This window comes from Pseudomonas sp. P7548 (genome assembly GCF_013386585.1).
GTDB lineage: Bacteria > Pseudomonadota > Gammaproteobacteria > Pseudomonadales > Pseudomonadaceae > Aquipseudomonas.
On the sequence record NZ_JACARO010000108.1, the window covers coordinates 1 to 7,976 of the forward strand.

Genomic DNA, 7,976 nt, shown 5'->3' on the forward strand with positions numbered 1-7,976 from the left:
GCTCACTACAAGTTGGGGGTTGGGTGGGGTTTTTCGGCCTGGGCGGATAGCACTATTGCCAGCACAATCAGCGCGGCGCCGGCCAGCATCCGCGAAGATGGCGCTTCATGGAACAACCACCAGGCACAGGCAATGGCGTAGACCGGCTCCAGCGAGATGATCATGCCGGCGCTGCGTGCGTTGAGGCCTTTGAGGCTCTTGACGAACAACGCCTGGGACAGCGCCGTGCACAGCACGCCCAGGATGGCGAGGTTGAGCCAGTCGAGCGAGCCGATGCCCGGCAGGTCGGCGAGGGCAAACGGGGCCATGACCACGGCCACGGTTGTGTTTTGCCAGAACACCACCTGGACACCGTTGCGACCATCAGTGGCACGCCGGTTGGTGATCGCCAGCAGGGCAAACGAGAGTCCGGAGGCGATGCCCCACAACAGCCCGACGGTGCCCTGGTTGGCCACCTCGAACGAGGGAGTCACCAGCACCAGGCCGAAGGTCACCAGCAGCAGCAACAGCGCTTCGGCCAGGTGCGGTCGATCACGAAATACCGCCATGTCGAGCAAGGCGATGAACGCCGGGAAGCTGGCAAAACCCAAGGTGGCGACGGCAACGCCGCCCACTTTGATCGCGATGAAGAACGTCACCCAGTGCGCGGCCAGCATCAGCCCCGAAAGGCCGTAGACCAAGAGTTTCCTGAGGGTCAGGCCGCGCAGCAGCGCACGGCCTTGCAAGCGCGCAAACAGCCCCAGGGCCAGCATGGCAAAGGCCGCGCGACCAAAGGTGATGACGCTGGCGCTGGCGTGGATCAGCGCGCCAAAAATACCGGTCAGGCCAAACAGAATGGCAGTGACATGGGCAGAAGTCAGGGCAGTACGATAGGCAGTCATGAAAGGGCTTCGAGAAAACGAGCAGGGCCGTGGACTTCTTATTGTTGACCCGGTTGAAAGGAAGGCGCCCCCATCGCCGCTTGCGTGGAGCTTTGTAAAGGGGCGCCTGTTTTTTTAACTTTCGGACACGTCGATCCAGATGGTCTTGAGTTCGGTGTACTGGTCGTGGGCCCAGATGGACTTGTCACGCCCGCCGAACCCGGACTGCTTGTAGCCACCAAACGGTGTCGAGGCATCGCCTTCACCGAAGCAGTTGACGGTGACAATGCCGGCGCGGATCGCACGGGACAGCTTGATCGCGTTGCGCAGGTTGTCGGTGTACACCGACGCGGCCAGGCCGTAGATGGTGTCGTTGGCCAGGGCGATAGCCTCTTCCAGCGTGGTGAAGGTGGTGACGGTCAGCACCGGGCCGAAGATCTCCTCCTTGAACAGCACGCTGTCTGCGCCAACCCCATCGACCACTGTGGGTTGCACGTAGATGTCATCCTCGGTCTTGCCGCCGAAGACCACCTGCAGGTTCTCGTTGCCGGCCTGCACCAGGTACGAGCTGACTTTGTCGAAATGCGCCCGGCTGACCATCGAGCCCAGGCGGTTGTCCGGGTCCAGCGGGCTGCCCATCTTCCAGCCTTGCAACTGCACGCCAATGCGCTTGAGCAGCGCGTCCTTGATATCGGCGTGGACGATCAGGCGTGACGACGCCGAGCAGTTCTCGCCCATGTTCCAGAACGAGCCGTTGACGATGTGCCCCGCCACCAGGTCGAGGTCGGCCACGTCGTTCATGACCACGGCGGGGTTCTTGCCCCCCAGCTCCAGCACGATGCGCTTGAGGTTGGATTCGGCCGCGTATTGCAGGAACAGACGGCCGGTGTCGGTGGAGCCGGTGAAGCTGACCATGGTGACGTCCATGTGACGCCCCAGTGGCTCGCCCACTTCACGGCCACCACCGGAAACCACGTTGAACACGCCGTCCGGGATGCCGGCCTGGGACGCCAGCTCGGCCACGCGCAGCGCCGTCAGGGTGGTTTCCTTGGCTGGCTTGACCACGATGGAGCAACCGGCTGCCAGGGACGGCGCGATTTTCCAGGCCAGCATCAGCAGCGGGAAGTTCCACGGCAGCACCAGGCCGACCACGCCGATGGCTTCGCGCACCACCAGGGTCAGCGCGTCATTGCCCACTGGCGCGGTGTTGTCGTAGATCTTGTCGATCAGCTCGGCGTGCCAGCGGATCATGTGGATGGTTTCCGGCACGTCGGTCAGCTGGCACTCACGCACCGGCTTGCCGCTGTCCAGGCTTTCGAGCACGGACAGTTCGTGGGAATGCTGCTCCAGCAGGTCGGCAAAACGCAGCAGAACTTTCTTGCGCGTGCCCGGGCTGAGGGTGTGCCAGCGCCCATCGTCAAACGCCTGCTTGGCCGAGGCCACGGCGTAGTCCACGTCGTCGCTGTTGCACGCGGTGATTTCAGCCAGCACGTCACCGGTTGCCGGGTTGGTGGTGGTAAACGTCTTGCCCGAACCCGAGGTATGGGCCGCGCCGTTGATGAAGGACGTGGTCGGGAACCGGATGTCCTGGGCAATGGCCGCGTATTCGGCGGCGCTGAGCAGATGGGTCATCATGCACCTCCGACAATGTGTGCGACGTTACGCTTGAGGTCGGTAATGACGGTCTCCAGCGCGTGTTTCTCGTTTTCGAACAGCGGTTGCAGCGGCGCACGCACGCTGCCGGTGCGCAGGCCGTTGAACGCACACCCGGCCTTGATCGCCTGGACGAATTTGCCGCCTTCGAGGAAGTCCATCAGCGGCATGAACGCGCCCATGATCCTGCGGCCTTTGTCGAAGTCTTTTTCGACCACACACGCCTCGTACAGCGCGATGTGTTCACGGGGCACGAAGTTGGAGCCGGCACACACCCAGCTGCGGGCGCCCCAGGCGAAGAACTCAAGGGCCTGGTCATCCCAGCCGCAGGACAGCGCGATGTTCGGGTATTGAGTGGCCAGGCGATGGACCTGGCCCATGTCGCCCGAGCTTTCCTTGATGGCCACGACGTTTTTCGAGGCGGACACGGCCTTGAAGTACTCGTCGCCCATGCTCACGCTCATGCGGCCCGGGTAGTTGTAGAGCATGATCGGCAAGCCCGCGGCCTGGTCCACGGCCAAGGCGTGGATGGCGTTTTCCTGTTCGGTGGGCAACGCGTACGGCGGCGAACCGACGAGGATCGCATCGGCCTTGATGGCGCGGGCAGCCTTGGCATATTCCACCGAGTCTTCGGTGCGGATGGCGCCGGTGCCGACGATCAGCGCAACGCGGTTGCCGATGACTTCCTTGGCGTGGGCCGCCAGGTCGATGCGCTCCTGGGCGGTGTGCGCGTAGTACTCGCCGGTGGAGCCACCGATAATGATGCCGTGCACCTTGGACTCAATCAGGTATTCCAGCACGTCTGCGAAGGCTGCGCTGTCGATCTGGCCAGTGGCGGTCAACGGGGTGATTGCCGGGGTGTAGATGCCTTCAAATTTCATGGGTGTCTCTCCAACTGTGAATATGAGGTTTTTTTCGCTCAACTGCTTAAAGCCGCTGCGTCGCGCAAGTTCAACGCGCGTGTTTCCGGGGCCATGGCCCAGGCGGCCGCGAGGCCGACGAAGGTCACGCCGGCCGCGACGTACATGGTGTTGCCGATGCCGATCGAGGCCAGCGACAGCGGCACCAGGTAGGTGCCCACGGCGGCGCCGACCCGCGACAGCGAGGTGCCGATGCCGACGGCAAAGGCGCGGATTTCGGTGGGGAACAATTCGTTGGGGTAAACCAGCTGCAGCACTTGCGCGCCGCCGATGAACACGGCGTAGGCGCCGAACAGGCACAGCACCAGCAGCTCATGGCTGTTGGAGAATGCCGCCAGCAACAGCAGGGCAAGGCCCGACCACAGGAAACTGTGGATCAGCATGCTGCGTCGGCCGATGGTGTTGATCAGCCGTGTAGCGAGGACGCAACCCACCACGAACAGCAGGGTGATGAACATCGAGCCGTAGGAAGCCCACTCCCCTTTCAGGTTCAGGGCTTGCAACACCTTGGGGGCAAAGGCGTACACGGCGAACACCGGGATGATCGAGCAGGACCAGAACACCGAGACAAAGAACAACCGCTTGCCGTAACCCGAACGCAGCAGGTCGCGGAAGGTCATCTTGCGCTCGTCAGGTTGCTCGGGCAGGTCGCGCAGCGAATAGTGCAGCCCGTAGACACGCTTGATCACCTGCTCGGCTTCGGCGTCACGCCCCTTGCTGAGCAGCCAGCGCGCGGATTCCGGAGTGCCCAGGCGCAGCACGAACAGCACCAGCCCGATCACCGAGGCGCTGGCCAGCGCATAGCGCCAGGCGTCATTGGCGCCGGTGTTGATGATGGCGTTGCCGACCACATAGGCAAACGCCGCACCGGCAAACCACAGAATGGTCAACGCCGCGAGCCGTGGGCCCCGTTGTTTCTTGGGCAGGAACTCCACCAACAAGGAAGTGGCCACCGGGTATTCAATGCCCACGGCCAAACCGATGATGAAACGGAACAAGAACAACGCCCAGGCCGATTCAACCCAGAATTGCGCCAGGGAACACACAATAAATAACGAAGGGCCAATGAAATAAACTTTCTTGCGCCCCAACTTATCGGTCAACCAGCCGCCAATAAAACCGCCGAAGAACACGCCGATCAAGGCAGACGCGGCAATCAGCCCTTGCCAGAACTCGGTCAGCGCCAGGGCGCCGGTCACCTGCATCATCGCGATGCCGATAATGCTTAATACATAACCATCGACGAATGAACCACCGCCCGAACGGGCCGTGAGCAATCGGTGAAAGTTATTGAGCGGTATATCCTCAATTGAGGCATTCGGACTTGTCATTATTATCTCCTACTTCGCTTCGTTCATTTGCCGGAGTACAACGCACACTTGAAATCCAGGCGAATGAATGCCGTCTCAATCAGAAACCGCAGTCGCGCAAACGCCTGCTGTTTTCCAATCAATAGATTAAGTTCGGTATTACGTAACTAGCGTGTTGCGGGTCAGCTTTCCTGGCCGGCGCGACTTTGTCCCCATAGCAAGTTCATGTTTACACCCGCTGAAAGCAGCGGCTCCGGTGGGTTTCTGCTCGGGCCCGGGGACGTCAACAGGAAGTCCACCAGGTGATTGCTTTTGCCCGCCAGCCATTCGGCCAGCAAGGTGCCGGTGACGGTGCCGCGGGTGACGCCCAGGCCGTTGCAGCACAGGGCGCCGTAAACGTTCTTGGCCAGCTCGCCGAAGTGCGCCATGTGGTTGCGCGACAGGCTCAGGGAGCCACCCCAGGTGTAGTCGAAGGTCACGTCACGGTGCAGCGGAAAGCGGCGGTCGAAGGAGGCTTTGTGGCGCTTGACGAAGCGTTGCAGGTACTTGGGGTTGCTACGCCCGTCGGCGTTGAAGCTGAAGCTGTTGCGCACCAGCAAACGGTTGTCGACGGTGCGGCGCAAGGTGGTGCCGAAGGGATCGGCCGGAATCACGCCCCAGAATGGGTTGCCTCCCAGGCGCGCCTGCTCTTCTTCGTCCAGCGGACGGGTCAGGCTGGCGTAGGTGAAGATCGGCAGCATGCGACTTTTGAGAAAGCCGAAACTCATGGCGAAGGCGTTGTTGGTGAGCACCAGCTTGTCGGCGATGATGCGGCCGTTCTTGTGGCTGAGCACGGTTTTGTCACCGTACTCCACGTCGGTGATCGGGGTGTTTTCGTACAGGGTCACGTTGGACGGCAAGGTGTCCGCCAGCCCTTTGACCAGTGCCGCCGGTTGGACCAGGGCCGTGCCCGGGGTGAACAGCGCCTTGCGATAGAAACCCGTGCCGATGCGGCTGGGCAGCTCGTCGGCTTCGATCACCTGGTAGGCCTGGCCGAGCTTGTCGAGACCGCGCTGGTAGGCGTCCAGTACCGCGATGCCGCGATCTTCGACAGCGGCCTGGTACTTGCCGCAATCGCGCCACTGGCAGTCGATGCCGTGCTGCGCAACCAACGCACGGAGCATCGATTGCCCGGCGAGGTTGAGCTCCATGCTGATTTTGGCGGTGGCAATGTCACCGATATAGTCTTCGGCGCCGATGTCGTGGGGCAAGTCGATGGCAAAGCCGGCGTTGCGCCCAGAGGCGCCATAGCCGACTTCCTGCGCCTCGATCAATACGATCTCGTCATCCGGAAAATTCAGCGCCAGTTGGCGGGCCGCCGCAAGGCCGGTGAACCCCGCCCCTACCACGGCCCAGCGCGCCGAGCGAATGCCACTGTGTGGCGGGCGGGCCACGCGCGGTGGGCTGAGATGAAACCAGCCGCAGGTTGAATCGTCTGCCGGGGTGTTTCTGATGAGTGCCATGTTCGCGACCTGGGTTCTTTTATAGTTGTTAGAGCTAACAGCCACCCGTCTGCATCGCGTCACACTGCCCAGCCTCAACCGGTCAGAAGGTAAGCGCTACATCCAGGCCTTCGGGCGCCGCGTACTCGGACATCCGCCGACGGGACAGTTCGAGGTGGGCCCGCACGATTTCCCCGGCCAAGACCGGGTCGTGTCGTTCAATTGCGTCGATCATGTCGTCGTGCTGCTGGGCGGCCACTTCCAGGTCTTCCTGCATATCCACCGTGGTCGGATGGCGGTAGAAGATCTTGCCCAGACGGGCGTGATCGATCAGCAAGCGCTGCAAGCTCGGCATCAGGTAGGCGTTGTGGGCCATCTTGCCGATCTGCAGGTGAAACTCGTCGTTGTACAACACACGGTTCTCGACATCTTTTTCATCGATGGCCGTGCGGAACAAACCTTGTATCCGCTTCAATTCCTCAACTTCAGCGGGCGTTGCGTGGGAGCAGGCCAACTGCGTGGTGGCAATGTAGATCAACGGCGCTGCCAGGAAAAAACTGCGCAGCGACTGGTAGCTCATCGCCGACACCCTTGCCGCGCGGTTGGCTTCCAGATCGATGTAGCCCTCCGCCGCCATCTGCCGCATCAGTTCACGCACCGGCGGGCGCGACAAACCGAACTCATCACACAGCGCCAACTCATCCACCACGGCACCCGGTGCCAGTTCCATGCTGAGGATGCGGCGCCGCAGCGCATCACCCAAGACCGCCTTCCGGTCGATGGTTGGCTCGACGGGAGCCGGGGTGCTGAGTTCTTTGGTAGCCATGGTGAAACCTTCCTAGTAGTAAGTGCACACGGTCTACTACCTGTATTCGCACTATAAAACAACAATATTCTTATTGTCTACAATTAATATACACAACGTAAAACGAGACTATGGCCCAATGGCTACGGGCTTAATCAGTTATTTGACGAGGCGGATTTCCTTCGAAGGCCGATGCCCGAAATAGGCGCTGTAGCACTTGCTGAAATGACTCGGCGAGACGAAACCACAGGCCACCGACACCTCGACGATGCTCAGCGAGGTATGCTGTAACAACCGCCGCGCCTCGGTGATGCGCAGGTCCATGTAATAACGCTGTGGCGAAGTGCCGAGCTGATCCTTGAACAGGCGCTCGATCTGCCGTCGCGAGCGGCCGGCGTACAGGCACAGGTCGAGCATCTGCAACGGTTCTTCGAGGTTGACGTCCATCAGGTTGATCACCTCACGCAACGGTCCGCTGACCGACAGGTTCAACATCGGCTTGATACGCCTGAAGCGTGACGCCTCGAACGCCAGGATGTCCTCGATGCCATCGGTGAGGCTTTTGCCGTGCAGGCTGCGGATCCATTCCAGGGTCATATAGAAGGCACCCGTCGGGCTTGATGCCGTCAGCCGATCACGATCCACCACGTAGGCTTCACTCGTCACATGGGTTAACCGGGCTATCTCGGCCACTGCAGGACGATGCTCCGGATGCACCGCGCACCGATACCCGTCCAACTGCCCTGCCCGGCCCAAAAACCACGCACCGTTCCATATCCCGGCCAGCGCCGCGCCCTGTTCCACCGCCACTTCCAGCAACAGGCTCAGTTCATCGTTGTAGCGCAACGGCGTGCGATAGCCGCCGCAGATCACCAACAGGTCCAGCTCGCACACCGCATCGGGCGTCAGACGCTCGTCCGGCCGGATCACCAGGCCCAGGTCGCTGA

Annotated in this window: 7 protein-coding genes; all 7 read right to left on the reverse strand. The window is 61.6% G+C overall.

The features are described from left to right. Positions 1–5 precede the first annotated feature (5 nt). Positions 6–881, reverse strand: coding sequence for a DMT family transporter (locus tag HX803_RS30100; protein WP_178925744.1), 876 nt, complete (start codon positions 879–881; stop codon positions 6–8). Between the two features lie 114 nt (positions 882–995). Continuing rightward, a complete protein-coding gene (locus tag HX803_RS30105) occupies positions 996–2,492 on the reverse strand; it encodes an aldehyde dehydrogenase (protein WP_178925745.1) in 1,497 nt (498 codons plus the stop codon). Continuing rightward, positions 2,492–3,394: a dihydrodipicolinate synthase family protein gene (locus HX803_RS30110; protein ID WP_178925746.1), complete on the reverse strand. Its 903-nt coding sequence runs from the start codon at positions 3,392–3,394 to the stop codon at positions 2,492–2,494. Before HX803_RS30110 ends, HX803_RS30105 begins: the two co-directional genes overlap by 1 nt. Before the next feature lie 38 nt (positions 3,395–3,432). Further along, positions 3,433–4,764 carry an MFS transporter gene (locus HX803_RS30115; protein WP_178925747.1) on the reverse strand — a complete coding sequence of 444 codons (1,332 nt, stop codon included), beginning with the start codon at positions 4,762–4,764 and terminating at the stop codon, positions 3,433–3,435. 161 nt (positions 4,765–4,925) lie between these two features. Then, positions 4,926–6,245, reverse strand: coding sequence for an FAD-binding oxidoreductase (locus HX803_RS30120; protein ID WP_178925748.1), 1,320 nt, complete (start codon positions 6,243–6,245; stop codon positions 4,926–4,928). Positions 6,246–6,327: 82 nt separating this feature from the next. Beyond that, on the reverse strand, positions 6,328–7,050 hold the full coding sequence (locus HX803_RS30125; RefSeq protein WP_178925749.1) for a GntR family transcriptional regulator: 723 nt from the start codon (positions 7,048–7,050) through the stop codon (positions 6,328–6,330). 138 nt (positions 7,051–7,188) lie between these two features. Next, positions 7,189–7,976 (reverse strand): GlxA family transcriptional regulator (locus tag HX803_RS30130; RefSeq protein ID WP_178925750.1); only part of this gene is annotated, 788 nt, incomplete at its 5' end.

Bases quoted from the DNA above. Each gene is read 5' to 3' on its own strand.
- HX803_RS30100 (WP_178925744.1), bottom strand. From the start codon at position 881: ATGACTGCCTATCGTACTGCCCTGACTTCTGCCCATGTCACTGCCATT.
- HX803_RS30105 (WP_178925745.1), bottom strand. From the start codon at position 2,492: ATGACCCATCTGCTCAGCGCCGCCGAATACGCGGCCATTGCCCAGGAC.
- HX803_RS30110 (WP_178925746.1), bottom strand. From the start codon at position 3,394: ATGAAATTTGAAGGCATCTACACCCCGGCAATCACCCCGTTGACCGCC.
- HX803_RS30115 (WP_178925747.1), bottom strand. From the start codon at position 4,764: ATGACAAGTCCGAATGCCTCAATTGAGGATATACCGCTCAATAACTTT.
- HX803_RS30120 (WP_178925748.1), bottom strand. From the start codon at position 6,245: ATGGCACTCATCAGAAACACCCCGGCAGACGATTCAACCTGCGGCTGG.
- HX803_RS30125 (WP_178925749.1), bottom strand. From the start codon at position 7,050: ATGGCTACCAAAGAACTCAGCACCCCGGCTCCCGTCGAGCCAACCATC.